Annotated in this window: 29 protein-coding genes, 1 other RNA gene and 1 pseudogene; 25 read left to right on the top strand and 6 right to left on the bottom strand. The window is 52.4% G+C overall.

Annotation, left to right across the window (positions count from 1 at the left end; all coding sequences use genetic code 11):
- Positions 1-138: 138 nt before the first annotated feature.
- From A7E78_RS04395 to recJ, 6 genes are all read left to right on the top strand, one after another.
- Positions 139-756: a class I SAM-dependent methyltransferase gene (locus tag A7E78_RS04395; protein WP_072283092.1), complete on the top strand. Its 618-nt coding sequence runs from the start codon at positions 139-141 to the stop codon at positions 754-756.
- Between the two features lie 268 nt (positions 757-1,024).
- Entirely contained in the window at positions 1,025-1,195 is a 171-nt protein-coding gene (locus tag A7E78_RS15015; RefSeq protein ID WP_158516069.1) for a hypothetical protein, read from the top strand.
- A 4-nt stretch (positions 1,196-1,199) separates the two neighbouring features.
- Positions 1,200-2,951: a HesA/MoeB/ThiF family protein gene (locus tag A7E78_RS04390; RefSeq protein WP_158516068.1), complete on the top strand. Its 1,752-nt coding sequence runs from the start codon at positions 1,200-1,202 to the stop codon at positions 2,949-2,951.
- A 2-nt stretch (positions 2,952-2,953) separates the two neighbouring features.
- Entirely contained in the window at positions 2,954-3,445 is a 492-nt protein-coding gene (locus A7E78_RS15715) for a Mov34/MPN/PAD-1 family protein (protein ID WP_418361393.1), read from the top strand.
- A 66-nt stretch (positions 3,446-3,511) separates the two neighbouring features.
- Complete coding sequence (locus A7E78_RS04380) at positions 3,512-4,126, top strand: hypothetical protein (protein ID WP_072283089.1); 615 nt, start codon at positions 3,512-3,514, stop codon at positions 4,124-4,126.
- Between the two features lie 97 nt (positions 4,127-4,223).
- Positions 4,224-5,675, top strand: a complete 1,452-nt coding sequence (gene recJ, locus A7E78_RS04375) for a single-stranded-DNA-specific exonuclease RecJ (RefSeq protein ID WP_072283088.1) — start codon at positions 4,224-4,226, stop codon at positions 5,673-5,675.
- Between the two features lie 53 nt (positions 5,676-5,728).
- Here the strand turns inward: recJ and A7E78_RS15300 are convergent.
- Positions 5,729-5,824, bottom strand: a pseudogene (locus tag A7E78_RS15300) (amino acid kinase family protein); the annotation flags it as partial.
- Positions 5,825-6,294: 470 nt separating this feature from the next.
- Between A7E78_RS15300 and A7E78_RS04365 the strand changes: the two are divergent.
- Both A7E78_RS04365 and A7E78_RS04360 read left to right on the top strand, forming a co-directional pair.
- Positions 6,295-6,540, top strand: coding sequence for a lipopolysaccharide assembly protein LapA domain-containing protein (locus tag A7E78_RS04365; RefSeq protein ID WP_072283087.1), 246 nt, complete (start codon positions 6,295-6,297; stop codon positions 6,538-6,540).
- A gap of 275 nt (positions 6,541-6,815) precedes the next feature.
- A complete protein-coding gene (locus A7E78_RS04360) occupies positions 6,816-7,070 on the top strand; it encodes an EF-hand domain-containing protein (protein ID WP_072283086.1) in 255 nt (84 codons plus the stop codon).
- 144 nt (positions 7,071-7,214) lie between these two features.
- On the opposite strand, the gene A7E78_RS04355 is transcribed toward A7E78_RS04360, so the two are convergent.
- Positions 7,215-7,394, bottom strand: coding sequence for an indolepyruvate ferredoxin oxidoreductase subunit alpha (locus tag A7E78_RS04355; protein WP_072283085.1), 180 nt, complete (start codon positions 7,392-7,394; stop codon positions 7,215-7,217).
- Positions 7,395-7,673: 279 nt separating this feature from the next.
- Here A7E78_RS04355 and A7E78_RS04350 point away from each other — a divergent pair, with 279 nt between their 5' ends.
- Positions 7,674-8,096, top strand: a complete 423-nt coding sequence (locus A7E78_RS04350; protein ID WP_072283084.1) for an acyl-CoA thioesterase — start codon at positions 7,674-7,676, stop codon at positions 8,094-8,096.
- Positions 8,097-8,176: 80 nt separating this feature from the next.
- Positions 8,177-8,728: a thioredoxin family protein gene (locus A7E78_RS04345; RefSeq protein WP_072283083.1), complete on the top strand. Its 552-nt coding sequence runs from the start codon at positions 8,177-8,179 to the stop codon at positions 8,726-8,728.
- A gap of 245 nt (positions 8,729-8,973) precedes the next feature.
- Here the strand turns inward: A7E78_RS04345 and A7E78_RS04340 are convergent, their stop codons facing one another.
- Positions 8,974-10,164, bottom strand: coding sequence for a pyridoxal phosphate-dependent aminotransferase (locus A7E78_RS04340; RefSeq protein ID WP_072283082.1), 1,191 nt, complete (start codon positions 10,162-10,164; stop codon positions 8,974-8,976).
- A gap of 163 nt (positions 10,165-10,327) precedes the next feature.
- Between A7E78_RS04340 and pheA the strand changes: the two genes are divergently transcribed.
- The 9 genes from pheA (at position 10,328) to A7E78_RS04295 (ending at position 18,752) form a co-directional block, all read left to right on the top strand.
- Positions 10,328-11,398, top strand: coding sequence for a prephenate dehydratase (gene pheA / locus A7E78_RS04335; RefSeq protein WP_072283081.1), 1,071 nt, complete (start codon positions 10,328-10,330; stop codon positions 11,396-11,398).
- 64 nt (positions 11,399-11,462) lie between these two features.
- The gene (locus A7E78_RS04330; protein ID WP_072283080.1) at positions 11,463-12,329 is read left to right on the top strand and encodes a prephenate dehydrogenase; all 867 of its coding nucleotides are present in this window, start codon (positions 11,463-11,465) and stop codon (positions 12,327-12,329) included.
- Between the two features lie 21 nt (positions 12,330-12,350).
- On the top strand, positions 12,351-13,640 hold the full coding sequence (gene aroA, locus A7E78_RS04325; RefSeq protein ID WP_072283079.1) for a 3-phosphoshikimate 1-carboxyvinyltransferase: 1,290 nt from the start codon (positions 12,351-12,353) through the stop codon (positions 13,638-13,640).
- 21 nt (positions 13,641-13,661) lie between these two features.
- Positions 13,662-14,366, top strand: a complete 705-nt coding sequence (cmk, locus tag A7E78_RS04320) for a (d)CMP kinase (RefSeq protein ID WP_083552684.1) — start codon at positions 13,662-13,664, stop codon at positions 14,364-14,366.
- Between the two features lie 4 nt (positions 14,367-14,370).
- The gene (gene ispH / locus A7E78_RS04315; protein WP_072283077.1) at positions 14,371-15,210 is read left to right on the top strand and encodes a 4-hydroxy-3-methylbut-2-enyl diphosphate reductase; all 840 of its coding nucleotides are present in this window, start codon (positions 14,371-14,373) and stop codon (positions 15,208-15,210) included.
- A gap of 121 nt (positions 15,211-15,331) precedes the next feature.
- On the top strand, positions 15,332-17,074 hold the full coding sequence (locus A7E78_RS04310; RefSeq protein ID WP_072283076.1) for a 30S ribosomal protein S1: 1,743 nt from the start codon (positions 15,332-15,334) through the stop codon (positions 17,072-17,074).
- A 69-nt stretch (positions 17,075-17,143) separates the two neighbouring features.
- Positions 17,144-18,028: a signal peptide peptidase SppA gene (sppA, locus tag A7E78_RS04305; RefSeq protein ID WP_072283075.1), complete on the top strand. Its 885-nt coding sequence runs from the start codon at positions 17,144-17,146 to the stop codon at positions 18,026-18,028.
- Positions 18,029-18,037: 9 nt separating this feature from the next.
- Positions 18,038-18,325 (top strand): integration host factor subunit beta, encoded by a 288-nt coding sequence (locus A7E78_RS04300; RefSeq protein WP_072283074.1) that lies wholly within the window; start codon positions 18,038-18,040, stop codon positions 18,323-18,325.
- Between the two features lie 40 nt (positions 18,326-18,365).
- Positions 18,366-18,752 carry a PaaI family thioesterase gene (locus A7E78_RS04295; protein ID WP_072283073.1) on the top strand — a complete coding sequence of 129 codons (387 nt, stop codon included), beginning with the start codon at positions 18,366-18,368 and terminating at the stop codon, positions 18,750-18,752.
- Between the two features lie 132 nt (positions 18,753-18,884).
- Here the strand turns inward: A7E78_RS04295 and ssrS are convergent.
- A non-coding RNA gene (ssrS, locus tag A7E78_RS04290) (6S RNA) lies at positions 18,885-19,065 on the bottom strand.
- Between the two features lie 170 nt (positions 19,066-19,235).
- Here ssrS and A7E78_RS04285 point away from each other — a divergent pair.
- Genes A7E78_RS04285 through A7E78_RS04275 form a run of 3 tightly spaced genes read left to right on the top strand, consistent with a single transcriptional unit; the run spans position 19,236 to position 21,606 of the window.
- Complete coding sequence (locus tag A7E78_RS04285; protein ID WP_072283072.1) at positions 19,236-20,153, top strand: RluA family pseudouridine synthase; 918 nt, start codon at positions 19,236-19,238, stop codon at positions 20,151-20,153.
- A gap of 56 nt (positions 20,154-20,209) precedes the next feature.
- Positions 20,210-20,992 carry a prolipoprotein diacylglyceryl transferase gene (gene lgt / locus A7E78_RS04280; RefSeq protein WP_072285044.1) on the top strand — a complete coding sequence of 261 codons (783 nt, stop codon included), beginning with the start codon at positions 20,210-20,212 and terminating at the stop codon, positions 20,990-20,992.
- Positions 20,989-21,606: an HAD family hydrolase gene (locus A7E78_RS04275; RefSeq protein WP_072283071.1), complete on the top strand. Its 618-nt coding sequence runs from the start codon at positions 20,989-20,991 to the stop codon at positions 21,604-21,606. The genes lgt and A7E78_RS04275 overlap by 4 nt, the downstream gene beginning before the upstream one ends.
- A 25-nt stretch (positions 21,607-21,631) precedes the next feature.
- On the opposite strand, the gene A7E78_RS04270 is transcribed toward A7E78_RS04275, so the two are convergent.
- Complete coding sequence (locus A7E78_RS04270; RefSeq protein WP_072285043.1) at positions 21,632-22,054, bottom strand: ATP-binding protein; 423 nt, start codon at positions 22,052-22,054, stop codon at positions 21,632-21,634.
- Positions 22,055-22,071: 17 nt separating this feature from the next.
- Positions 22,072-22,413, bottom strand: a complete 342-nt coding sequence (locus tag A7E78_RS04265; protein WP_072283070.1) for an STAS domain-containing protein — start codon at positions 22,411-22,413, stop codon at positions 22,072-22,074.
- A gap of 401 nt (positions 22,414-22,814) precedes the next feature.
- On the opposite strand from A7E78_RS04265, the gene A7E78_RS04260 reads away from it, so the two are divergent.
- From A7E78_RS04260 to A7E78_RS04250, 3 genes are read left to right on the top strand one after another with little or no spacing between them, the layout of a single operon-like run.
- Positions 22,815-24,533: a tetratricopeptide repeat protein gene (locus A7E78_RS04260; RefSeq protein WP_072283069.1), complete on the top strand. Its 1,719-nt coding sequence runs from the start codon at positions 22,815-22,817 to the stop codon at positions 24,531-24,533.
- Positions 24,526-25,344, top strand: coding sequence for a LolA family protein (locus A7E78_RS04255; RefSeq protein ID WP_145924842.1), 819 nt, complete (start codon positions 24,526-24,528; stop codon positions 25,342-25,344). Before A7E78_RS04260 ends, A7E78_RS04255 begins: the two co-directional genes overlap by 8 nt.
- Complete coding sequence (locus A7E78_RS04250; RefSeq protein ID WP_083552678.1) at positions 25,341-26,984, top strand: peptide-binding protein; 1,644 nt, start codon at positions 25,341-25,343, stop codon at positions 26,982-26,984. The genes A7E78_RS04255 and A7E78_RS04250 overlap by 4 nt, the downstream gene beginning before the upstream one ends.
- Positions 26,985-26,999: the final 15 nt, after the last annotated feature.

Here is a 26,999-nt window from a genome sequence, read left to right as displayed (position 1 = left end):
AAAATGTCGATTATCTATCGGTTCAAACTCGTCAAGCGGCCGACGGTAAAGTACACCAGCACGCTTCATGTGTAGGCAGAAGTTTTCTGCGTTTGCAGATTTTGGCAGGCTATCCACTTATTGATAGGTCGGTGTAAAATGAGCCAAAAAGATCACTGGGAACAAGTCTATTCGAACAAGTTGACCGAGAAACTCGGTTGGTATGAACCACATTTGCAGATCTCCTTAAGTTGGATTAGGGGACTCGACTTGGCAGTAGATGCTCCGGTCATCGATGTTGGTGGTGGTGCATCCACATTGGTCGACGATTTGTTGGACGCTGGGCATCAATCGATCACAGTCCTCGATTTGTCAGAAAAAGCTCTGGCCACAGTTAAGACCCGGTTGGGCAAAAAAGCAGAAACGGTTACTTGGATGACTGGCGATATCACCACGGTGGATTTGCCGAAACATCATTACGAATTATGGCATGATCGTGCAGTGTTTCACTTTCTGACCAAGTTTGACCAGCAGATGAAATATCGGAAGAACCTTCTGCAAGCGTTAAAGCCAGGAGGGCATCTGATTGTCGGTACATTTGCACCAGAAGCGCCACCTAAGTGCAGTGGTCTGCCAGTACAACGGTATAGTCTGGACCAGCTAAAGGACATTCTAGACGGGGAGTTTGAATTAGTACGCCACCGCAAAGAACTGCACATTACGCCGGGTGGGGTAGAGCAAATGTATCTCTATTGCCATTTCCGTAAAACAACCTAGCGGGCCCATCAGCCAAAGCGCTCACTGCTCGAGGTTGATGGGGAGCATTAAGGTTGTAGAAAACCCGTTCTAATAAATTGTCATATATGGGTGAGCACAATATGTGGTGGTGTTTGTGTCGGCGGTATGGCAAATATTGTGTTTTGCCTTGACGGTTGGCGACCACTTTGCTATCTTGTCTTCCAATGAGTGGCGACAAATGGTCTCTCGCATGGAGCGAGGACAGGTATCGTCAAACGGAGGTTATCTATGCCTAAGAACAATGACCATGGGAATCCTGCCAACCCCGCAACTCCTGCAAACCCTGGTGGGCCTGGACAGCCTGCTGATCCCGCAACTCCTGCAACTCCCCCTTCAAATCCTGGGAAACGCCCAGGTGGTCGACCCAATCCTGGCGGTGGAAGGCAAGTCGGTTAATGGCATGGTGGGATCGGTATGACGGCGTGCTGCAAGAGGAGGTGACTCGCCTTGCAGCCGCCGACATGCAACCGAATATAATTGAAGAATCCCGTTCTGAGGGTATCCTTGAAATGGCTATTCGCTTGGAAATATTAGGCGAGCAGCGAGAAGGATTCATTCGATACCCCGATCTTTATCCATACTTTCGCCCAACCGTTTATGTCCCCGGGTTAGGTTTCAGCCTGCGTCATTACAATCCTCTCTCTGGAGAAGTTTGCCTTCTTAAACGGGGGACCCAGCACTGGCAACCTAACATGACGGCATTATCTCTAATTCAAGAGATGTTGCCAGAATGGGAACAGGCGGCAATTCTAAAGCATGAAGATTCCCGTTTAGCAACTGAAGATCGCCAAGCGGAACCATTTAGCGTTTATTTTCCCGAGCATCCTACTGGGTCCTTAGTGATAATGGACTCAGCGTGGAGGCTACCTTCCGCTGATCGATGGGGTTGGATGAAGATTGCTTTGCAAGATGGACTCAGAAGCATAACAACCCAGGACAGGTTTGTCGCTTGGGTGCTGGAAGTCCAGACTTCCCAGAAAAAAAGTATTGAAGGGGCAAAGGTTAGCGGAAACATCGAATCATGGGTTAACGCTCAGGGGTATAAGCTTGCAGATTGTCTTTGGGCAAGACTGGATGAACCACCCCAAGCCAGCAACATTGTTGAACTCATGGAATATCTTCGTGGCCAGTATCCTAAGACCTGGCAGCAATTGAGTCGCACCAATTGCGGGTTATATGGCTTGTGTTTTCCTGAAGAAGACCCCGACGGAGGGGTTAGAGATGGTTGGCTTTTTATTGCATCGTGCCTGGAGCATAAACGCAAAGGGAAAGGACGAAAGCGGGCTCATCGACAACAACAAACAACACGATGGGTGGTAAAAGCTGAACCGGCAGGAGAGAAGGATCTTTTTGAACGCATTCCAGAATTAAGCCCATTGCGGCACAAGACAGTTGCTGTTGTTGGGCTTGGGTGTGTTGGAGCTCCGAGTGTTCTGGCATTGGCACGTGCAGGAATCGGAGAATTGAGGCTGTTAGATGGTGATTTTGTCAGCCCCGGCACAACGTGCCGTTGGCCTTTAGGGCTTTCCGTGGCAGGGGAAGGAAAGGTCAAGGCGCTCCAAGAATTTATCGGGGGAAATTTCCCTTTTACACAAATAGGAACAGGTCATTATCCCCCAAATGTGGGAGCCGACTTTCGTTTAAAGCTTGGAGAGAGTCTATCCGGTGTAGATCAGATGGAGGTTCTTGAAAAGCTATTTGAAGGTGCTGATCTTATTTATGATGCAACGGCTGAAGAAGGAATAAATCATCTTCTATGCGACTTGGCTAAGGCTTTTCAAATCCCGTATGTTACGGTTTCTTCTCGTGCAGGAGGGTGGGGCGGGAACGTTGTTCGCGTTAAGCCTGATTCGGAGGGGTGTTATTGTTGCTACCTTTATGCTCTTGACGATGAAGAAGGCATCATTGAGCCGCCGCCTTATGATCCCTTGGGAGACGATGTGCAATCTGCAGGTTGTGGCGATGTGACTTTTACGGCTGCTGGCTTTGACGTAGAAGAAATTGCTCTTGCCGGTGTCCGCATGGCTGTTTCCACTTTATGCGAAGGGGAACAGTTTGCGTATCCTGCAATGGTGGATGATATAGGAATCCTATCGCTGCGAAGAGATAAAAAGGGCACTTTCCCCGAATGGCAGACATGTAAATTGGTTAAACATCCTGATTGTACTTGCTGAGCATGAATAGTGTGTGGATTGAGCGGTCTGTTTTTGATCGGATGACGCTGGAAGCTGATGCTAAATATCCATTGGAGACAGGGGGGATTCTAGCTGGCTATTGTTCGATCGATGATGATGAAGTGGTGATCACCGAAATAGTTGGGCCTGGTCCCAATGCTAAACACCGAAGGTCGACTTACCGACCAGATTATAAGTTTCATCGTGATGAAATCGGTAAAATTTACGAAAAAAGCAATGGCCTAATCTCTTATTTGGGGGACTGGCACACTCACCCTAGCGCGACGGCACATTTGAGTTGGATTGATAGGCGTGCCTTGCGGAATATTGCACGGGAACCTCGGAATTACATGGACCGTCCGGTTATGATTATTTTGGGTGAGAGTAGTGGAGGTGAAAAATGGTCGCCTCGGGCATGGCGTACCCAAAGAGTGGTGAGCACCGTCTTTTGGCCCCAATGGGAATATTTCCCTTTGGGGATTAAAGTCTTTTAGATCTTCTGATAGTGCCCTAAGGCATGTTCAACCTTTAAAAATGATACTGGCCGAAAAGGATGATTTGTGCTCCTGAAAGCTTCAGATACAGACCTGGATATAGCAGAGAGACTTCTTGAAGAAATGGCCAATACAACCAAGTTCTCTGCCTTTTTGGAGGCTTGGCAGAATTACCTTTACCGTATTGTCCGCACGTGTGAAGTAACGCGGAAGAAGCTCCAGAAACTTAAGGGTTTTCAGCAGTGGTACAAGCCATACAAAAGGCTTATAAACAAGGACCCATTACTGGTATATATAAAGCAGGCCAGAAATGCTGAAACACACTCAATCACCGGGACTTTGGATAAATCTTTTAAGGTTATTATTTCAGACAAGATTGGTCGCCCATTTCAACTCGACAAGGTAAATATTGAGGTGAGAGATGGGACCTTGGTGATTGATATCGAGACCCTGGATCATTTCTTGTCATATGACACCAAAGTACTTCCCAGTGATGTTCGTTTGGTTCGTATTGTAAATCGCGGGAAAAAATTTAACCCACCCAGCAGGCATCTGGGGAACGAGGCAGGGGAAATGCATCCGGTTGTTGCTGGCAAAATGTGCCTTGATTTCTATCGGGCAATGATTGCTGATGCTCGTGCCGCGCTATTAATAAATCAAGTGCCAACGTCCACTCCATGAAGCAGAGATCCCTCTTGCAACAAACTTGTAGGATCTATTGGGGGCAATCTCCCTCACCAAGTGAATTTTTTTAAAAAAAGGGGTTGTATAATAAGATGTGGATGGCATCACCGCCAGCGCCTTGCTGGTGGAGAATTTACGTTCTTTTGGAGCGCCTGTAGACTACTATATTCCATTGCGACTGGTGGATGGATATGGTCTTTCCGGCGAAGCTCTGCAACGGGCTGCGGACAGTGGTGCCAAGGTGGCGGTGTCTGTCGATTGCGGGGTGTCGGCTCATAAGGAAGCTCGCCTGGCCAAAAAACTCGGTCTCGACCTGATCATCACCGATCACCACCAGCCTCCCGAACAGCTTCCGGAAGCCCTGGCGGTCATCAACCCGCACCGGCCGGACTGTGCCTTTCCCGACAAGGGTCTGGCGGGCGTCGGGGTGGCTTTTATGCTGTTGGTGGCCCTGCGCAGTCGCCTGCGGCAAAAGGGCTGGTTTCAGGATCGTCCCGAACCGGACCTGCGGTGCAGCCTCGATTTGGTGGCTCTCGGCACCATCGCCGATATCGCTCCCTTAAACGGACTCAACCGGATTCTGGTCAAAGCCGGCCTGACAGTACTGAATCAGGGGCAACGGCCGGGGATCGCCGCATTAAGAGAAGTCGCCGATGTCAAAGAGGTCAATTGCGGCAGCGTCGGTTTTCGACTGGCCCCTCGCTTAAACGCCGCCGGTCGCTTGCAGGATGCTGCTCAGGGAGTAGGCCTGCTCCTTGAGGCTTCCCCGGTCAAGGCCTTGGAGAGTGCCCGGCAACTCGACGACTGTAATCGCCAGCGCCAAATGATCGAACAGCAAACCCTGGAACAGGCTCTGGAGCAACTTGCGGAGACGTATGATCCGGCGCAGCGCAGTATCGTCCTCGCCGACCCCGAATGGCACTCGGGAGTCATCGGCATCGTTGCCAGTCGTCTGGTGGAACGTTTTTACCGGCCGACGGTGCTCATAGCCGTTGAAAATGGCATTGGCAAGGGGTCGGCCCGCTCAATTCGCGGTTTTCACCTCTATCGAGCGTTGCACGATTCTCAGCAGCATCTGAGCGCCTATGGAGGCCATGAATTCGCCGCAGGTTTATCGATCCCTGCCGACAATATCGATGCCTTCGCCAGCACCTTCGAGACGGTGGCGGAAAAAGAACTGAGTAACGATCAGCTACAACCGCGCCATCTGTTTGATCAGGAGGTGCTCCTTGAAGAATTGACACCACAGACGGTGGCCGAGCTAGAGCGCTTGGCCCCTTTCGGTGTCGGTAACCCTCAGCCGCTGTTGGTGGCTCGCCAGCTACGCGCTCAACAGGTACAGATTCTTGGGGATAAGCATCTGCGTTTTACCGCCCTTCAGGGTGGTTACAGTCAGGCCTGTATTGCCTTCGGCATGGCAGAGCGGATTGATGAGCTGGCCGGGGAATTCGACCTGCTCTTCACCCCGGGTATCAACGAATGGCGCGGCCGAAGTTCCGTGCAGCTCAAAGTAAAAGACCTCCGTGCCGTCGAGTCGGTTCTGTAACGGGCAGCGGCCATACCGAGTTCAACACCGATATCGAGGATATACCCCACCCGCCCTCCACCCCCGGTTACAATCAGTAGTTTGTGGTCTTTTGAAGCTTCACCGATTTCTTCTACCAGCGGTACCACCACCTCGCGGCCGTAATCCATGACGCCATGACCGCCGATCTTGATGATGTGCAGGGCGGGGATCAGACGGATGGGCTTGATGTGGGAATGGGATTTCAGCAGGCCTTTGTTGTGGGGGAACCTCCTCCCGGCGTGCTGCCTTTTCCGGCTAATTGTCAGACGTTCGGAGAGGAAGTAGGGAAATGCTGTACGGTTGTTCGGGCGGACAATAGAAGTCGGGATGGAATTTCCCCCGTTAGTTTCGGTGTTATTTATGTTTGTACTTTGGCTTGCAGAAATCGACATAGAAGCTGATTTAAGTATTGGGTAAAGTTCACGGCAAATCAAGATGTTAGAATAGTATTGTTGAGAAAGATTATAGGGTTGAAATGGGCCGTTTGCAGCAACAACGAATTATACTCAGGAGTTCGTGCCGGTTTTTAGAGGAACCGTAATCTGATAAACTCTTATGAGGTTCTACAAATAATCATAGTGAAGGGAGGAGTACGGAGATGCATAGGATCAAATTTGCAGTTCTGCTGCTGATCAGTTTAGGGGTTGTGTTGGTCGTTATTCAGAATACCGCTCCTGTGCAGGCGCGATTTCTTTGGATGACGGCAGAGATCCCTGCTATCGTTTTGCTGTTTCTGACAGCTGTGGGTGGATTTATTGTGGGCTTATTGGCAGCAATTCTGGTCAAGCGCGGTCAGTATTCCCGGTCAAAGTCGGATAAGAGTAAGACGCCATCCGCCGACTGATTTGGTTTATTGATAGGGAATGAAGAGTCAATTGTCGCTGTCTGTATTTGGCAACGTCAATTAGTCCTTAAAAATTAAGGAGTTGATTGTTTCTTCCCCGTGATGTGTTTCCTGCAGGTGACAGATATTGGAAGATGAATACTCCGTTCAGGCTGTTCATACATTTAAGGGCCTGAAAAACAAAATGAAAAATGTTTTGGCATGAAGGTTGATATGGTCTAGAGCAACCGTAATTGGACGGTCCCGCTTACTTCTTTTGCTAAAGGAGAACGATCATGAAAAAGACCTTCGTTATTCTACTGGCTGCTGGTGCTTTAGCTTTAACTTCGACTGCTGTTATGGCTGACGGGAGCAAATTGCCCGCTTTTGAAGAACTTGATGTCGATGGGAATGGCTCTATCTCTGCCAAAGAAGCCACCCCCTGCGAGGCCTTGATGAATTGTTTTGTGAAAGCAGATACCGACCATGACGGCCAGCTGACTCTTGCAGAATATGAGGCTATTGGTGCTGATACGGAACAGAAGGGTTAGTCGCGATGTTTTGGGAAAAATGATTCGTGGCTGAATCTATCAGCTCTGAAGCACAATATAAAAGGGGACGGCCCACTGGCCGTCCCCTTTTTTTATAGCCGGTTTGTGAGAAAAACTGAATTAGATCGTAAAATCCAGGTGGTGTTACTCTTCTTCTAGTGAAATGGCATCGTGAGGGCAGGCGGGAATACAGATGCCATCGAGATCACATTTTTCGTCATCGATAACCGCTTTGCCGTTCTTCAGGGTAATGGCGCCAACGGGGCAGGCCTTTACGCAGAGACCGCTACCTTTACAGACTTTTTTATCGATTACAATTTTCATGATTAAATCTCCGAATTCAAAGAATATTCAACACATCTTAGAAGGTTGACGGTAATGGGTCAATGCGAAACTGGTTCATTCGTCCATCGATCTGGGAAAGGTGATGAGCCTTGATGAGCGAATCTTCCCACCAGTTTACCTGACAGGGAGGAAATGGTAAAAAGGTGTATAAATAGCTCAAGGGATTTAACCCTGCCGTTATCCTGCCCCGGTTGCATTTTGCGGCCGCGTGCCTGCTGTTGTTTTTAATGTCTGTATTTATGAAAAGGTTGGGATCTTATGGATTGTCCTGTAGCCAATGAAAATTCAACCTGTCCGCTGCCGGAAGGGAAACTTATTCTCCGTACTCTGGCCATGCCGGCCGACACCAATGTCAACGGCGATATCTTCGGGGGGTGGATTATGGCCCAGATGGATATTGCCGGCGGCATCATGTCCAAACAGATTACCGGCACCCGTACGGTAACCGTTGCGGTAGAGTCGATGAAATTTATCAAGCCTGTTCAGATCGGCGATATCGTCACCTGCTACGGGAACGTGGTGCGGGTCGGCAACACCTCGGTAACTCTTGATATTGAAGTCTGGGTGGAGGCCCCCTTGCGGAACTCGAAGCAGGCTTGCCCCAGCTTTAAGGTCACCGAAGCAAAGTTTGCTTATGTGGCCATCGACGATCAGGGTAAAAAGATGGTGTTCGAGAAGTAATTTGCGATCAGCAAAGCAACCATGCCGGTCGATTGGTATAGTTGCTCCAGATGCATCCTGTAACGAAAGGAGGTTTTGCTATGGCTCTGGTACATTCCGTCGATCTGCCCTTCGGCAGCCCCATGCCCGCCTTTCGGCTCAACGACTCGGACGGACGAGCCTATGCGAGCGACAGCCTGTCAGGCCACAAAGGACTGCTGGTGGTCTTTACCTGTAACCATTGTCCCTACGCTAAAGCCCAGTGGCCCCGCCTGATTTGCCTGGCTGAAGAGTTTGGCGGGCAGGGTATCAATACTGTGGCGATCAATTCCAATATTCATCCCGATTATCCGGACGATGCTCCGCAGCGCATGACCGAACTGGTTTCTGAGATCGGCATCTCTTTTCCCTACCTGGTGGATAATGATCAACAGGTGGCAAGGGCGTTCCGCGCTCAGTGTACCCCTGATCCTTACCTCTTTGACGGTAATGGGCGGCTTTTTTACCATGGGCGTATCGATGACAACTGGAAGGATGAGGGAGCAGTTTCGCGGCAGGAGTTGCGTGCGGCAATGACGGCGCTGGTGGCTGGGGACGATCCGCCGGTGGAGCAGAGGCCGTCGATGGGGTGCTCGATCAAGTGGCGGCAATAGAGGTTTGTTAGATGTTCTGTCTAACCAAGAGATTTAAGTTGAAGCAGAAGCTGTTACCACGAAGGACACGAAGAGCACGAAGAAGCCCTATAAGTTCTGTTTTAAAAGGTCAGTTTGTCTTCGTGTCCTTCGTGCTCTTCGTGGTGAATGAATTGGGTTAAAGGCTTGTCAAAAAAGCCAGGCAAACAAGAAGCCCGGTGCGGATGCGCACCGGGCTTCTTGTAGTTTCAGTTTTGCAGCTGTTGTCAGGGCAAGCCTGCTTCTTTTGCCAGCTTATCCCAGGCGGGCAGGCTGCGCTCAATCATCTCGCGTTCAACACAATAGGCGATGCGGAAATAGCCGGGAGCGCCGAAGCCCCGTCCCGGCACCACCAGGATATTGTGTTTTTGAGCCAGCTGAGCAAAGGCCACATCGTCTTCCAGGGGTGATTCGGGAAAGAAGTAGAATCCGCCCTGCGGTTTGACCATCTTAAAGCCGAGTCCGGTCAGGTGATCATAGAGCAGGTCGCGTTTTTCCTGATAAGCATTGATGTCGACGCTCTCTTCCTGCAGGTTGGTCACCAGGCGTTGCATCAAGGCCGGGGCATTGACAAAGCCGAGCACCCGGTTGCAGAAGATCGCCCCTCCCATGAATTGCTCGACCCCGTCCATAGCGGGGTTGGCGGCCAGATAGCCGATCCGCTCGCCGGGCAAAGCCAAGTCCTTGGAGTGGGAGGTGACGATTACCGAGTTTTTAATGTGGTTGAAAATGCAAGGCACGCTTTGGCCTTCATAGGCCAGTCGCGCGTAGGGTTCGTCGGAAATGACAAACAGGGTACGACCCAGTTCCTGCTCCCTGCGGGCCAGCATTTCGCCAAAGGCCTGCAGAGTTTCGGCGGGATAGATAACCCCGGTGGGGTTGTTGGGGGAATTGATGATGATGGCCCGGGTATTGGGACCGATGGCGGCTTCGATGGCGGCCACGTCGAGCTGAAAGGTCTCGGGATCGGTCGCCACTGTTTCGGCTGTGCCGCCGTGATTGTCGATATAGAACATGTACTCAACGAAGTAGGGAGTGAGGATAATCACTTCTTCGCCGGGATTAAGAATCGTTTTGAGCACGACGTTGAGACCGCCGCCGGCGCCGCAGGTCATGATGACATGGTTCGCCTCGATTTGTTGTGATGCGTTTTTGGAAATATGGTCGGCCACCGCCTGACGGGTCTCCTCGTAACCGGCGTTGCTCATATAACGGTGCATGCCGGGGACCGGTTGTTGAGCCAGTTTGAGAAGCTCTTGTTGCAGGCTTGCAGGAGGCTCGGTAGAGGGGTTGCCGATGGTAAAATCGAAGATGTTCTCAGCGCCCCGCTCGGCACGCAGGCGCGCTCCCTCTTCAAACATTTTGCGGATCCAGCTGGCCCGCTCGATGTAGTTGGCGATCTTGATGGATATGCTCATGGCCGCTCCTTATAGGTCTGTAATGGTCTGAATTGCGGCAGTTTAGCTTCTGGTCCCTGGCCGGTCAAGGGGAAAGCAGGCATCATTGGCGTGCCAACATCGTTGATTTTTGTTGAGGGATTCGCTAGATTGTACAGCTTGAAACCATTAAGAAGGGGTTGTTATGGCAAAGGGAAAGCTCGATGAATTGCGGGACCAGATCGACCGGATCGACGACCAGATACTGGAACTTCTCAACCGCCGGGCTGAGGTGGTCAAAGAGGTAGGCCGTACCAAGGTCAACAGCAGCCAGGAATTTTATGTGCCCGGCCGGGAGCAGGCCATCTTCGAGCGCTTAACCCGCAACACCGGGTCCTTTCCGGCCGATGGGGTGCGGCGAGTATTTCGCGAGATCATCTCAGCTTCCCTGGCGCTGGAACAGCCGATGAAGATCGCATATCTAGGCCCGCCGGCGACCTTTACCCATCAGGCGGCCCTTCGTCAGTTCGGCCTTTCCGCCCAGCTGGTGGCACAAAAAAGCATCCCGGCGGTTTTCGAAGAGGTCTGTCGCGGCCGCGCTCCTTATGGGGTCGTGCCGGTGGAAAATTCCACCGAGGGGGTCGTTTCTCATACCCTCGACATGTTCATTCGCTCTGAGTTGAAGATTAACGCCGAAATATTGCTGGAAATCGAGCACAATCTGCTTTCCTTGACCGGTCGCATGGAAGACGTGCGCAAGGTCGTTTCGCATCCTCAGGCCTTGGCCCAGTGCCGTCAGTGGTTGGAGGAGAATCTGCCCGACACGGCTCTGGTCGACGTAGGCAGCACCGCATTGGCGGCGCAGATGGCCTCGGAGGATGAGAGCGTGGCCGCCATTGCCGGCGAGGTCGCAGCCACCATGTACGGGTTGAAGACGGTGAAACAGAAAATTCAGGATAATCCCAACAACCTGACCCGTTTTCTGGTGATCGGCCGCAACATCCCGGCACCGAGCGCGCAGGATAAGACATCGGTTATGTTCAGCGTGAAGGATGAGCCGGGCATTCTCTACAGCATGCTCAAGCCTTTCAGCAATCGGGGCATCAATTTGAGTAAGATTGAGAGCCGGCCGATGAAAAAGAAGGCGTGGGAATATGTCTTTTTTCTCGACATGGACGGCCATGTGCAGGACGCTAAAGTGGCGGAGGCCATCGAGGAATTAAGGGGCTGCTGTCAGGAGTTGCGTGTGCTCGGCTCTTATGCCCGCTCCCGTTGAGGTGGTTTTGCTTAGCCACCCGTAAGCTTCTGCGAGTTCATCTTAAAAGGGATATTTTTATCAAATGCAGGATTTACTGATACCGAAAATGACCGTGATCGGCACCGGGCTTATCGGCGGTTCGCTGGCTCTGGCGCTTAAGGCGGCCGGTGCGGTGGGTGTGGTGACCGGGGTCGGCCGGGGACTGGCCAATTTGCAGCAGGCTGTTGAACTCGGCGTAATCGACCGTTTCAGTCAGGATGCCGAGGCGGCAGTGGCGGACGCCGATGTAGTTTTTCTTTCTACGCCGGTGAAGACCCTGCCTGTTATGGCAGCCCGGGTGCTGCCCCATATGAAGCCGGGGGCTATTCTTACCGACGGTGGCAGTGTCAAGGAGCACATCGTAGCCGAAATCGAACCGCTGGTTCCGGCCGGAGTCCATTTTGTCCCGGGACATCCCATTGCCGGCACTGAACGGAGCGGGGCTGTTGCGGCCTTCGCCAGTCTCTACCAAGATCGGCGTTGTATTCTGACTCCCACCGAAAGGACCGATACGAAGGCCTTGGAGCTGGTGCGGCGCATGTGGCAAGCGGCCGGTAGCGAGGTGGTGACCATGGATGTGACCAAGCACGATCGCATTCTGGCCGCCATCAGCCATCTGCCCCATATGGTAGCTTATGCTTTGGTGAACGCCGTGGCCAGCGACGACCGCTACGGGGAGGATATCCTCAAGTACTCAGCCGGAGGATTCCGCGACTTTACCCGCATCGCTTCTTCCGATCCTTCCATGTGGCGGGATATCGCCCTGACTAATCGTGAGGCCCTGCTCGATATGATCGGTGGCTTCGAGTCCATGCTTGCCGAGCTCAAACAGGACATTGCCGACGGTCAGGACGACAGTCTTTTTAACTTTTTTCTGCGGTCCAAAGAGCGGCGCGACGCCCTTCTTTGATAGCGCTCTGGAATTCTATTCATGAAACAGCAAACCATCGCTTCTTGCGGCTCCTTGCGTGGCGAAATTACCGTTCCCGGCGATAAGTCCATCTCCCATCGTTCCATCATGCTCGGTTCCCTGGCCAGCGGCACGACCCTGGTGCACGGCTTTCTTGAGGGCGAGGACAGCTTGGCAACCCTGCAGGCCTTTCGTACCATGGGGATTACCATCGAGGAGCTTGGGGGCGGACAGTTGCGCATTGAGGGACGTGGCCTCCATGGTTTGCAGGAACCGGGTGATGTCATCGATTGCGGCAATTCCGGCACCACCATGCGGCTGATGCTCGGTTTGCTGTCCGGCCAGTCCTTTTTCAGCGTCTTGAGCGGCGATCAATATCTTCGTCGTCGGCCCATGAAGCGGGTTGTTGGCCCCCTCGGTACCATGGGAGCCCGTATTTGGGGGCGTTGTGATGGAGAACGGGCGCCTCTGGCTATCCAAGGCGGACCTTTGAAGGCTGCAGCCTATGAATCGCCCATTGCCAGCGCCCAGGTCAAGTCGGCTCTCATGCTGGCCGGACTCTACGCCGATGGCGAAACCACAGTGCGAGAGCCCCATCTGTCCCGCGATCACAGCGAACGGATGCTGAGTTACTTCGGTGCCGACGTGAGGCCCTTTGATGGTGGGGTGACGGTCGTCGGCGGTCCCAATCTGACCGGTCAGGAGGTTCATGTCCCGGGAGATATTTCGTCCGCGGCCTTCTTTATGGTTGCGGCCCTGATTACGCCCGGCTCCGAACTGCTGATTCGCAATGTCGGTGTCAACCCGACCCGCAGCGGCATTATCGATATTTTGCGCCAGATGGGGGGCTCCATCGAACTGGTCGATTCGCGAGAGCGCTCCGGAGAACCGGTGGCCGACTTGCTGGTGCGCAGCAGTCATCTGCAAGGTATCGAGATCGGTGGTGCCCTGGTGCCCCGAGCCATCGATGAATTTCCGGTGGTCAGTGTCGCGGCTTGCTTTGCCGAAGGTACGACGGTCATTCGCGATGCTCACGAATTGCGGGTTAAAGAGACCGACCGTATTGCCGCGATGTGCGACGCCCTTAACGCTGTTGGCGGCCAGGTTGAGCCCCGCGAGGACGGTATGAGCATTTGTGGCATGGATCAATTGAGCGGCGGTATGGTGACGTCTTGCGGTGATCACCGCATTGCCATGAGCATGGCCGTTGCCGCACTTCGTTCATCGAAGCCGATTACCATAAGCGATACCGGCTGTACCGAGACCTCCTTCCCCGGTTTCTGGCAGTTGTTGCAACATCTGGCTGGTTAAGTTGTCACAGTGGAGAATCTTTTGAAACGAGAATTGATCGTCGCTGTAGATGGGCCGTCCGGCTCAGGAAAAAGCACCCTGAGTCGGCTTCTCGCTGCCGCATTGAATTATATCAATATCGATACGGGGGCTATGTACCGTTCTGTCGGTTTGGCTGCACACCGGGCCGGTGTCCATCCGGAGGACGACCAGGCACTGGCGGAGCTCTGTCAGAGTTTGACTATCGAATTCGCTCGCAGTGGAGCCGGTGAGAGGGTTCTGCTCAACGGTGAAGATGTCAGTGAGGCGATTCGTACGCCGGCGATGAGTATGATGGCCTCCCGCGTATCGGCCTGCTCGGCGGTTCGAGAGGCCATGGGCGAGCTGCAGAAGTCCATGGGAGAAAAGGGAGGCGTGGTTCTGGAGGGACGCGATATCGGCACCGTGGTCTTTCCCAACGCCGAGGTCAAATTCTTTCTCCTGGCCAGTGCCGCAGAGCGCGGCCGGCGTCGTTTTGAAGAGCTGCGAGCCAAGGGACTGCAGGTAGATCTACAGCAGACCATTGCCGAAGTCGAAGAACGGGACGCTGCCGATAGCAATCGCCAGCACGCACCGCTGGTACAGGCGGATGACGCTTTGGCGATCGATACGACCTCCATGACGATTGAACAGGTACTGCAGGAGATGCTGCGGATCGTCAATAGTCGACGCCTGCAGAATTGTGAACCGCAGGGGCAGGGTGAGTAGCGCCATGAAAATCATTCTGGCCGACAGTGCCGGTTTCTGCTTCGGCGTCAAGAGGGCAACCCAGCTGGCTTTCAAGGCGGCGGAGGACAATTGTCCGATCTGCTCCCTCGGCCCTATTATTCATTCGCCTCAGGTGGTGGAGAGGCTGGAAGAAAAAGGGGTGAGGGTCGTCGAAAGGGTCGAAGATATCGAAAGGGGCACGGTGATTATCCGCTCTCACGGTATTACCTCCGGTGAACTGGCCGACATTCACGCCCGCAACCTGATTCCGGTCGATGCAACTTGCCCCTTTGTCAAAAAGGTTCAGGATTACGTCACATTGCTTTGTGCCGAAGGCTATGCAGTGGTGCTGGTAGGGGAGAAGGACCATCCCGAAGTGCAGGGCATCATCTCCTATGCCGATCAGGCTGAAGTGGCTGTGGTGGCCGATAGCGAGGAAGCACAGCGTTTGCCGAGTCAATCCAAGATCGGTCTAGTCGCCCAGACCACACAATCCTTCGAAAACTTTCACCAGGTCGCCGATGTCTGCCTGCGAAAAGCCAAGGAAGTTCGGGTGTTCAATACGATCTGTGATGCGACTTCGGTGCGTCAGGACGAAGCCCGTGAAATCGCCCAGCAGGTCGATTTGATGCTGATTTTGGGGGGATTCAATAGTGCGAACACCACCCGATTGGCGCAGATCTGCCGGGAGCTTCAGCCCAGGACCTACCATGTCGAAGTCGCTTCGCAGATCAAGCCCGAGTGGTTCGTCGGCGTCAAGGTTGTCGGAGTTACAGCCGGTGCATCGACACCCCGGTGGATCATCGATGAAGTGCTAAGGTTGGTCGGCTCATTCGAAAATTAAACAAAGTGGTTTGTTTTTAAGGGTTTGCTTTTTTCTTGATTCATGCTATCGTCCCCGCCGTGACTCAAAGTCATGCTGTCGTCGGACGACAGGATTATTCCGAGGGGGTACGTTACTAACAATGGTGGAAAGCAAAGAAAAAACTAACAAGAACAAAGAAGTGGATCTGTTTGGCGATGACCTGGAGATGGAGGAAGGTGAGCAGAGTTTTAGCGAACTTTTCGAAAGCAGCATCAAAGAGCTGAACGTCGGTGATGTGGTCGAAGGGACGATTGTCCAGATCAATCCTGACACGGTGGTGGTGGACGTCGGCTACAAGTCCGAAGGTATCATCCCGCTCTCCGAACTTGCCGATGAAAGCGGCGAGGTCAACGTTGAAGTAGGGGACAAGCTTGATGTTTTATTCGAGCGTCGCGAAAACGAAAACGGTCTGATCGGTCTGTCCAAGGAAAAAGCCGACCGTCAGAAAATCTGGAATGGCCTTGAAGAGGACGCTGTGGTTGAAGGACGTATCGTCAATCGCATCAAGGGTGGCCTCTCCGTCGATATCGGCGTTACGGCGTTCCTGCCCGGTTCCCAGGTTGACCTGCGACCGGTCCGTAATCTCGACAAACTCCTCGGTGAAAGCTTTGATTTCAAGATAATCAAACTCAACAAGCGGCGCGGAAATATCGTGCTGTCCCGTCGGGTGTTGCTCGAAGAACAGCGTGAAAGTCAGCGCAAGGATACTCTCGACACCCTGGCCGAAGGTCAGGAAGTCGAAGGTCAGGTCAAAAACCTCACCGATTACGGTGCGTTTATCGACCTGGGCGGCATCGATGGTCTGTTGCATATTACCGATATGTCCTGGGGCCGCGTTGCGCATCCCTCCGATGTACTGGCAGTCGGTGACAAGATCAATGTCAAGGTTCTCAAGTTCGACCAGGAGAAGGAACGCGTTTCTCTCGGTCTTAAGCAGATGATTCCCGATCCGTGGCTCAATGTTGCCGATAAGTATCCGGTTGGCGCCCGCGTCAACGGTAAGGTCGTTAGCCTGACCGATTACGGTGCGTTCGTCGAGCTGAATGAAGGGGTAGAGGGCTTGATCCATGTCTCAGAGATGAGCTGGACCAAACGCATCAAGCACCCCAACAAGCTGCTCAGCGTTGGTGACGAAATCGAAACTGTCGTGCTGGCTCTCGATACACCGAGCCGTCGTATTTCTCTCGGCCTGAAACAGATCGAGCGGAATCCATGGGAAGTTATCGGCGAGAAATTCCCCATCGGCACCATCATCGAAGGCCAGGTCAAGAACATTACCGACTTCGGCATCTTCGTTGGCGTTGATGAAGGCATTGACGGTCTGGTGCATATCTCCGACCTGTCCTGGACCAAGCGTATCAAGCATCCTTCTGAAATCTACAAGAAGGGTGACCTGGTCAAGGCGGTAGTTCTCAATATCGATCAGGACAATGAGCGTTTCTCCCTGGGCGTCAAGCAGCTTGCTGCTGATCCCTGGCAGACCATTACCACCCGCTACGCTCCCGGCACTCTGATCACCGGCAAGGTGACCTCGGTGACTGACTTCGGCATCTTCCTGGAAGTTGAAGAGGGCATCGAAGGCCTGATCCATGTTTCCGAGATCAGCAAAGAAAAGATCGATACGCCTAAAGACTTCGCCACCGTCGGCGATTCTCTCGAGGCAGTCGTTCTGCATGTCGACACCAACGAGCGCAAGATCGCTCTGTCGATCAAGAGCTTGGCTCGTCAGAAAGAAAAAGCAGAAGTTGATGAGTTCATGGGGGCACAGAAGAATGCTACCTCCAGCCTGGGCGACCTGCTTCAGGGTGCTTTGAACAAAGCTGGCGACAGCGACGAAGAATAACAGTGGTTTAATTCTCGAAGCCCGGCCGGTCTCTGACCGCCGGGCTTCGTTCGTTCGGTGGAATAGCTAATGAAGAAACGACCATTTTTGATGGCCCTGCTGACCCTTGGGGCCATTTTTGCATTCTTTCTGCTGCTTATCGTGGTAGTCGGCAAGATGTCCGGTCGCTCCAGCCATTTTGTGCTGGGGGAAAAGGTTGGCTATGTCACTATTACCGGTGCTATTACTTCGTCGGAAAAGATCATAGAGCAGATCGATAATTTCAAAGAAGACAGTTCGGTCAAAGCTATTGTCTTGCGGGTCAACTCTCCCGGTGGAGGTGTTAGTCCCTCCCAGGAAATCTATGATGAAGTCAAGGCAACGGCTGCAGTTAAACCGGTCGTCGTCTCAATGGGGTCGGTAGCCGCTTCCGGTGGGTATTATATTGCCGCGCCTGCTCAGCGTATTCTTGCCAACCCTGGTACGATCACCGGTAGCATCGGTGTCATTATGCAGTTTACCAATGTTGAAGAACTGCTGGGCAAGGTCGGCTTAAAGAGTCAAGTTGTAAAAAGCGGAAAGCATAAGGATATCGGTTCTCCCGTGAGGCCTATGTCCGGTGCTGATCGTGAAATTCTGCAATCGTTAATCGACGATGTTTATTCTCAATTTGTTCAGGCTGTAGCCGAATCCCGGAAGATGGAAATCGACAAGGTCCGGCAGCTTGCTGATGGCCGGATTTTTACCGGGCGACAGGCCTTTGAAGCCGGCCTGGTGGATGAATTGGGTGGCTATCGTGACGCTATTCGAGTGGCCGCCGATCTGGCTGGTATCGAGGGAAAACCTAAAGTGGTTTATCCGGCACCTGATAAACCAGAGATATTTGAATATTTTGTTCAAGAGACTGCGCAATTGGTTAAGCAGAGCCTTCAAAATGGTGATGCCGGGCTGCAGTTTCTGTGGTCTGGGAAATAGGAGGGTGATATGACAAAAAGTGAATTGATCGAACAACTGTCCTATAGCAACAATTTATTGGGGAAAAAAGAATCCGAGCTGGTGGTGAATACCTTGCTTGAAGGAATACGCAATGCCCTGGTTGAGGGAGAGCGGGTAGAAATTCGTGGTTTCGGCTCCTTTACCGTTCGTACTCGGGATGCCCGTGAAGCTCGTAATCCCAAGAGTGGTGAAGTCGTGCAAATTGCTGCTAAAAAGACAGCCTTTTTTAAGACCGGAAAAGAGCTGCGCGAGCGGGTCGATAACGGGAATATCTAGAAGTTTTGGCTGTCTGTATTCCCCGTAGAAAGTTATAAAAATGAAGCCTGATACCCATTTAGCGATTTCGCCGACTTGGGTTGGGACGCCCGTTGACCTTTCCCAGGGGCGGGCTGTTGCCCAGCTTATAACCTGTAAGGAGATGTGCGCCGATGATAAAGGTCTGATCCACGGGGGGTTTGCCTTTGGCTTAGGCGATTATGCTGCCATGCTGGCGGTCAATGATCCCAATGTGGTCCTTGGTGCTGCTGAAACAAAGTTTCTGGCTCCGGTTCGGTGCGGCGAAGTGATGGTTGCTACCGCTGAGGTTTTAATCGAACAGGGCAAGAAGCGTGAAGTCGAATGTCGAATTACGGTCGAGGACCGAGTTGTTTTCGAGGGTCGATTCACCTGTTTTGTCTTGCCGCAGCACATTTTAAGTTCATGACCCTGGTTTCAGTCTGCCCCAAGGATTCGTTCGCCGGATTTCTTGAAAATTACTCAAAAAGGCCCCATCCTTATCGGATGGGGCCTTTTTGTCGTCATGGTCTATTCTGCTGCAAAAGCGCCATTTGCTTTTGGCATCTCCGGGATGCCGGGAGCCTCCATTAATCATGACCGCTATGTTACATCTGCTCTCGACAGTCACTTTAGGCGTCCCACTACGTGGTGGGCTGGCTCACCATGACCCAGGTCGAGGGCTTATGGCATCACTGTTGGTCATCGACTATAAGAAGCATCTCCGGTCACCCCAGAGATGGGTCAGGGACTCATGCCCTTGTAGTTTCAGACTAACACGATCCCGCTTCCTGTCAATCTCTTATGGTTTTTTGATTTTGAAATATCATAAATAATAAGGCCGAGACAGGTTTACTGACGGTATGTTATCATCCGCTGCATCAGAGTTAACAGCAATTGGGAGGTTGGCCGGATGGCGTCCAAAATTTACCGTCTTACCGTCGATTCACAAGCTTCAGGACAACGTATCGATCAATATGTTGCTGGCCAAATTGAAGACCTTTCGAGGGGAGTCGTTCGTAAGGTTATCGACCTCGGTGGTGTGCATTTGGCAGGGCGCCGCATCGGTCGTTGCTCTCAGGCGGTGCGGGCTGGACAGTCTATTGAGGTTTATCTCGATGGCCGCCCCCTGGATAAATTTTCCCTCCTTTCCGAGCATGTTCTGTTTCAGGATGATTATCTGCTGATTATCGATAAACCGCCTGGTATAGATTTTCAACCGACTCATGCCCGCTTTAAGGGGACCCTTTACGATGCCACCCTGCGTTTTATAGAAAGCACGGCGGCTGGCAAGGGAAAAGTAAGTCTGGGAATGGTGCAGCGCCTCGATCGTGATACCTCCGGAGTGACGGTCTTTTCCATTCATCAACGTGCCCACCGTGCCATGACTCGTATGTTTGCAGACCGACGGGTAGATAAGCGTTACCGTACCCTGGTGTTCGGTCACCTCAATGAAAAAGAGGGCGAGTTTCGTTCACTGCTCGCCCGGCAACATCGTACCAACCTGATGAAGTCCGTAAAAAAAGGAGGCAAGGAAGCGATTACTCGTTACCGAGTGGTTGAGGAGTTTGCCGAAAGTACCCTGGTTGAGGTGGAACTGATAACGGGTCGTTCTCATCAGATTCGCGCTCATTTCTCCGAGGCGGGGCACCCCTTGCTGGGGGATACACGCTATGGTGGCCCAGCTCATATCTCCGGTTACGAGATTCAACGCTCGATGTTGCATGCCTTTAGACTATCTTTTGAACACCCTGTCAGCCATGAAAATCTGATGTTTGAAGCACCGCTTCCCGAAGATATGGCCGGATTGCTTGTTCGTCTGGCAAATTGAACTGTTGACGCTAAAATACTTCTGAACTTTTGAACTGCTTTGAAGGATTATTTATGCTGACTTACCCTCAGATCGATCCGGTTATTTTCCAGATAGGCCCCCTGGCTATCCGTTGGTACGGGCTTATGTATCTTCTCGGCTTTGTTGCCGCCTACTATCTGATTCGGCATCTGTGTCGTTGGCGGCGTTTGCCATTGGAAGACGCCGGGGTCTCCGACCTGCTTTTTTATTGTGTTCTTGGCGTTATCCTCGGTGGACGACTGGGTTATGTCTTATTTTATGACCTTTCCTATTACCTTGAGCATCCGTTGCAGATTCTTGCAGTTTGGCAGGGAGGAATGAGTTTTCACGGTGGGCTGAGCGGTGTAGTTGTTTTTGCCTCGATTTTTTGCCTGCGTAAAAAGCTGCCTTTGTTGCTGACGGCTGATGTGCTGGTGACCGCCGCTACCATCGGTTTAGGGCTTGGACGGCTCGGAAACTTTATTAACGGTGAATTGTGGGGCAGGGTGACGGATGCTCCCTGGGGTATGGTCTTCCCCGGTGCAGGGCCTTTGCCGCGTCATCCGAGCCAATTGTATGAAGCTGGCCTGGAGGGTGGGGTTCTTTTCGCGCTTCTTTATTTATTTCATCGTCGTCGACTGTCCCCCGGAGTGCCGTTTTTTTCATTCTGTCTGCTCTACGGGGTATTTCGTTTCGCTGTAGAGTTTGTTCGAGAGCCAGATGCACATATCGGTTTTTTGTGGGGTGCGGCTACCATGGGGCAGTTGCTGTCGCTGCCTATGGTCTTGATCGGTTTGATCGGTTTAGGCTGGGTTCTTTTGGGCAGGGGGCGTGAATGACCGGAGGCAGAGGGGTTGTTTTCGATTGCGACGGGGTCTTGTTCGAGAGTCGAAAAGCTAATCTCGCTTATTACAATACAATATTTGAAGCCTGCGGTTTTCCTCTGGTTAGCGAGGATGAACCGGATAAGGTGCATGTTTGTCATACCGCAGCCACGCCCCAGGTCTTTGCAGCTTTGCTCAGTCCGAAACAATCACAACAGGCCCTTATTGTTGCCCGTGGCATCGATTATCGGCAATTTCTACCGTTGATGATTCCCGAACCCGACCTCCTCGAGGTTTTACAGGTATTGCATGAAAGTCACTCCTTGGCCGTGGCGACCAATCGAGGACATGGCGTCAAGGAACTGCTGACCTTTTTCGGCTTGGACGATTATTTCGTTACGGTGGTGAGCAGCGCCGATGTGAAACGGCCTAAGCCTCACCCGGATATGTTGCTCCTGGCGGCTGAACGGCTGGGTTTTGAGCCCGCCGAGTTATTGTTTGTCGGCGATTCTGAGCTCGATTGTCAAGCAGCCGATGAGGCGGGCATGCCTTTTGTGGGTTATAAGAATTCCTTTGACGGACAACAGGCTGTCAATGGCCACCGGGATTTGCTGGCGTTGCTTTCCTGATAATTCCAGCTTGCATGAAGCAGGCTCAGTAGAGAATCTTCTCCATTTCCAGAACGTGGCCGTTATCATATTTTCGGTAGGAGACCCGGTCCATCAGGGTCTTGATGATAAAGATGCCGCGACCGTGCTCAGCTAAGCAGGAAGGAGGCGGTTCCGGCAGGTCACAGAAGGTGAACCCGCGCCCCTGATCATAAACCTTAATGGTCAGTTTCCGATTTTTTACATGCAGGGTAACGTGTAAGGTTTCACCAGGTTTTGAATCGACGGTATGCCGTATGGCATTCGCCATCGCTTCGGTCAGCACCAGGTTGATATGGTAGGCTAGCTCTTCCCGGTCTCCCGGATAGGACTCCAGGCTCTGGGCAAGATATTCTCCTATCTTGCCCAGCAGGCGCAGATATCCTGTCTCGTTGGGGACTTTGATGTCGAGGAAGATGCTTTCGCTCATAGATTCACCGACCACATTTATTCCTGGAAACTGTTCAAAGCTTGGGCCAAATCGGGAAAAATTTCGAATACCCGGTGGAGCCTGGTCAATTCGAACATCGATTCAACCTGCGGTTGCAGACCGCAAAGTTTCAGGTTTCCATTGCGGGCGCTGGCATTTTTAAACCCTGAGACCAGTGCTCCCAAGCCGGAAGAATCGACAAAACGTACTCCCTGCAGGTCGACAATCATATTGTTTTTGCCCTCTTCAAAGAGGGTCAGCATCTGCCCCTTCAAATCTGAACTATTGTGCGCATCAAGGCGCTCTTCCTGGATCTGGATAAGAGTAATGGCGTTTCGGGATTCAATTGTCGTCAGCATCGCATTCTCCTTGAGGCTCAACCGAGCAGGAAATGGAATTTTCAGGGGAGGCGGTAAAATTGAACCTCACATCATGGCTACATAATATCATGTTGTCTAGAAAGGTTTATTAATAAAAGAGTGTAAAGTCGCAGGCCTGCCGTTTCACAGAATTGGACAACCCACGCTTTTGCAGAGGTTTTCACCCCAGTCGAATAAACTCTAACCGACCGAATTTCATAAAGATTATCATATTGGAATGGGCTGTAAAGATTTTTTTAGACCGCTCGTGGCGATTGACCCTTTAAGCATGATATGATACTTATCTTAACCGCTCCGGGGCCCATAAATCCCCTGCACGCTTACGGAAATTCTCTGTATTTTGTTGGCAATAATTTCTTTGTCCCTTCCTAGGAGCCAGCATGGCTGTAAAGTCTGCGATTCTTCTCCTGATGATAGCCTGTCTGGCCGGTTGTCCGGCGCCTTCGGCCCATTCTGTTCGTGCCGAAGCTGCGAATCATACAGCCCCCCCCAATTACGTCTCTCGGATTGAAGAGCCAGAGGCGAAAGCCTTTTATTACTTTAGTCTGGCACGGCTCACTGCGGTTGATGGCGATTATCCGGCCGCGGTTGCGGCCCTCAAACAGGCGCTGCAATATGATCCTCAATCGGCTTATCTACACCTTTTCTTAGCCGAGCTTTATCTCTCTATGAATGAGGTTCAACTAGCAGTGCGTGCTGCGGAAGACGCCTCAATCTATGCACCTGAAGACCCTCAGCCCCAGTTATTGCTCGGCAACCTTTATTTTGAGCAGGGACAGGATATACAAGCTATTGAACGCCTGCAAAAGGCTATTGAGCTTGATGTTGAGCAACAGGAGGCCTATTTGCGCCTCGGTGTTGCCTATGCGCGCAGCGGAGACAGCGAGCAGGCCGTTAATGTTTTGAAACAGTTGCTTAAGCGAGACCCCGATTCGTTGCTGGCCGGACTGACTCTGGCGCGCGTTTATCGGGAAATCGGACTTTTTTCCCGGGCCGAAGATGTTTATCGCGACCTGTTGGAACGACGTCCCGATCTCGAATCGGCTTATCTCGAGTTGGCCTCACTGTTTCAGCGCCAGGGAGAGCCTGAGAAGGCGGTGGCTGTCTTGCGCGAAGCGTTGAGCCAGAAACCTGACAATGTTCCTATTCGTCTGCGAGTGGTACGTTTGCTGGTTGCCACCCGAGACTTTCAGGCGGCACTGGAAGAACTTGAACTGCTTATCCGCCAGCATCCCGAGGCGGCCGAGGGCTATCGGCTGCGTGGTCTTATTCTCATGGAGCAGGAACAGTGGGAGAAGGCTGCCGATTCCCTGCTCAAGGCCTTGTCCCTTGAACCGGACTCTTCTCAGCTCCGGTTTTATCTTGGCACCGTTTACGAGCGGCAACAGAAGTGGCAGCAAGCCTTTCAGGCCTTCCAAGGGATTGAAGCCGATGATGAACCCTATGCTGACGCTACCAGCCACATGGCATTCCTGCTGCACCGAATGGGGCGTCTCGAAGAGGCGATTAGCCTTTTAAAAACGCGATTGGCCAAACTGCCTCCCCGTGCTGAAATCTATTCATTTTTCTCCACACTTTATCAAGAGCAAGGGGACCTTGAGTCGGCACAGGCTGTGTTGCAGCAGGGATTGAGTAAAATCCCCCAGAGTGCAGATTTGCACTACCATCTTGGTTTGGTTTATGAGGGGGCCGGCAAGCCAGGGGCTGCAGCCATCGCCATGCGCAAGGCCATTGAATTGAATGACCAACATGTCGAGGCTCTGAATTATCTGGCATATTCCTTTGCCGAGCAGGGTATCCACCTAGGGGAGGCCCTTGAATTTGCACAACGTGCCCTGGCCATTAATAATGCCGGTCATATTCTCGATACCCTCGGCTGGGTTTATTACAAACTCGGCCGTTTTTCCGAGGCCCGGCCGGAGCTGGAAGCGGCTGCTACCCTGTTAACGGACGATGCGGTGGTGCAGGAGCACCTTGGGGATCTGTACCAAGCTCTTAAGCTTTATGAGCGCGCTCGCCGAACCTACCGCAAGGCTCTTAAGCTGAAGCCTGACAATCCGGCCTTGGAAAAAAAGCTGAAAGCATTACCCCATGATTGATTCGCTCTGGCACCCAACAACCAGGAAAAACTATCGCTTCAATCAATCTTCACTCCATCGCTTGCTTCTGGTTGCCAGTATGGTTTTTCTTTTGGCCAGTTGCGTACCGGCCCCGGTCCCTCCTCGGCCTCTGTTGAATGAGCAGGTGTTGTTGCAGCGCCTGCAAGCTAACGCCCGGGCTTTTAACAGCCTGCGCGGGATGGCGCGGATTCGCACCAAAGATGCAAAGGGATCGGTCTCCGCACGGCAGGTCTTGCTCCTGGCCAAACCTGGCAACATTCGATCCGAAGTGCTCGGCCCCTTCGGGCAACCGCTGTTGCTACTGGCTGCTCTTGATGGTGAGTTGAAAATTTCGCTGCCGAGGGAAGGCCGCTTTTTGCAAGGGGCTGCTACGCCGGAGCGAATCGCCCGCTTTACCCGCGCGGCGCTGACGGCCGAACAGCTGGTGCGACTGGCTCTCTACGACGTGCCGCTTATCGCCTATCGTGACAGTGTATTGACCCGCCATGAACAAAATTATCAATTGATGTTGAATGGTGCCGATACCCGGCGCCAACAGCTCGAGTATGATCTGTCTGGCCGACTACTGAAGGCGACCTATTTCCGTGGCGAAAATCCGCTGTTGAAAGTGGCCTATGACGGTTTCGATAACGACCTGCAGGGGTTCCCTCGGCAGGTGTCGGTGTCTCTACCTGAGCAGGAGGCGAGTTTTTCGTTGGCCTACAGCGATGTTGAATTAAATCCCGAGCTTGCCGCTGTCCATTTTACCCTGCAACCACCGGCCGGTGTAGTCACGGAGGCCTTGCCATGACTTTTATCAGTGACAGGTTTGGCCTGGTCTGGATCTTTCTTGGCTTGTGCTGTCTGTACCTGATCTGCGGTTGCGACCGGATGGATGAAAATCTGGCCGGGCAGGCAGAGGCTGGGCCACCTGCGGCAGGGGATACTCTGATTATCGGCTCCGGAGCTGATGCCGTTACCCTGCTCCCGGTATTGGCCAGTGATGGCACCTCAAGCGATATAAATGGCTTGGTTTATAACGGTCTTGTTCGCTACGACAAGGACCTCAACATTGAAGCAGACCTGGCCGAGCGTTGGGAAATTTCACCGGACAACCTTACCATTACCTTTCATCTTCGCCAGGGGGTACGTTGGCACGATGGGGCGCCTTTTACCGCTGAGGATGTACTTTATACTTATCAGTTGCTAATAGACCCCAAAACTCCCACCGCCTATGCAGAGCGTTATCGGCAGGTGGCTTCGGCTCAGGTTCTCGATGCACACACTTTTCGCGTGCGTTATCATAAACCTTTGGCTACCGCCCTTATCAGTTGGGCTTTTTCTGTCCACCCTCGGCACCTCCTGGAAGGGACTGAGATTACCAAGAGCCCTTTGGCCAGTCACCCGGTCGGCACCGGTCCTTATCGTTTCGTTGCCTGGAAGCGCGGAGAAAAGATCGTGCTGGAGGCCAATCCCGACTATTATGAAGGGCCGCCTTATATTCACCGGGTTCTCTATCGGGTGATTCCCGATGCTTCCACCATGTTTCTCGAAATGCAGTCCGGCGGTCTGGATTACATGGGCCTGACTCCCCTGCAGTACGCCATGCAGACCGACACCCCGGCCTTCCGTCGGCGGTTTCGCAAATATCGTTATCCGGCTTTTGCCTATACCTATCTTGGCTATAATTTGCGCCGCCCGATTTTTCAGGATAAAAGGACACGCCAAGCTTTGTCTTTTGCCATAGATAAGCAGGAGATTATCGATGGGGTCTTGCTCGGTCTTGGCCAGGTTGCCAGTGGACCTTATAAACCCGGAAGTTGGGTGCATAACCCCGAAGTGGCACCTTACCGGTACGATCCGAACCGGGCTCGTACCCTGCTGGCTGAGGCTGGTTGGCAGGATAGTGATGGCGACGGCGTGCTCGATAGAAATGGTCAGTCCCTGTCTTTTACTATTGTTACCAATCAAGGTAACGATCAGAGGGTTAAGGCCGGTGAAATTATTCAGCGGCGCTTGTCCGAGGTGGGAGTGAAGGTCAAGTTGCAAGTCGTTGAGTGGGCTGCCTTTTTAAAAGAATTCATCAACCCTGGAAACTTTGACGCGACCATTCTAGGTTGGAGTGGCGGTATTGATCCGGATGTTTATAATGTTTGGCATTCGAGCAAAACGGGACCGGGAGAACTTAATTTTATTGCTTTTAAAAATGCCGAGGTGGATCACCTTCTGGAGGCTGGAAGGCGCACTTATGACCAGGATGAACGCAAGCTGGTTTATGACCGGTTTCAGGAAATACTGGCTGAAGAACAACCTTACACTTTCCTTTATGTACCGGAGAGTCTACCAGTGGTTGCGGCCCGTTTCCGCGGGATCGAACCGGCGCCGGCCGGCATCATGCATAATTTCATACAATGGTATGTGCCGGCCGAAGAACATAAGTATAGTCGATAACATGGCCCGATAAAT

Source organism: Syntrophotalea acetylenivorans (assembly GCF_001887775.1).
Taxonomy (GTDB): domain Bacteria; phylum Desulfobacterota; class Desulfuromonadia; order Desulfuromonadales; family Syntrophotaleaceae; genus Syntrophotalea_A; species Syntrophotalea_A acetylenivorans.
This window is presented reverse-complemented; position numbering and strand designations above follow the sequence as displayed.